This window comes from Bacillus sp. EB106-04-02-XG92 (assembly GCF_058791995.1).
In genome coordinates this window covers 1-515 of sequence record NZ_JBYTEA010000043.1, presented here as the reverse complement: position 1 = coordinate 515, position 515 = coordinate 1, and the positions used below count along the sequence as shown (strand labels likewise).

Here is a 515-nt window from a genome sequence, read left to right as displayed (position 1 = left end):
TGAGTCCGGTATTGTACCGGGCTCATTTTTAATTTTGCCTTAATCCGTTTCGTATTATAATAATCTATATATTTTTCTAATTCTATTTTAAAGTGCTCTACATTTTCAAATTCTTTTATGTAGAGGAACTCCGATTTCATAATCCCAAAGAAATTTTCTATTACTGCGTTGTCGTAACAGTTGCCTTTTCGAGACATACTCTGGACGATAGCTCTTGATTCAAGTGTACGGACGTATTGTCTCATTTGATAATGCCATCCTTGATCCGAATGCATTAATAGTTGATGGTTTTCAGGTAAACGTTTTAATGCATTCTCTAACATCTCTGAAACAAGTGAATATGTCGGTCTAGAACCAATTGTATAGGTAATAATTTCACCATTATACAAGTCTAATACAGGTGATACATACAGTTTCTCTCCAAACAATTTAAACTCTGTGATGTCCGTTACCCATTTTTGATTTGGGGCATCTGTGTAAAAATTACGCTCTAAAATATTAGGTGCAATTCTACC

1 protein-coding gene is annotated in these 515 nt (G+C 34.0%); it reads right to left on the bottom strand.

From position 1 onward, the window contains the following. Positions 1–515, bottom strand: a 515-nt coding sequence (locus tag AC3WVA_RS29305; protein ID WP_492322435.1) for an IS3 family transposase, incomplete at both ends; no start/stop codon positions are given.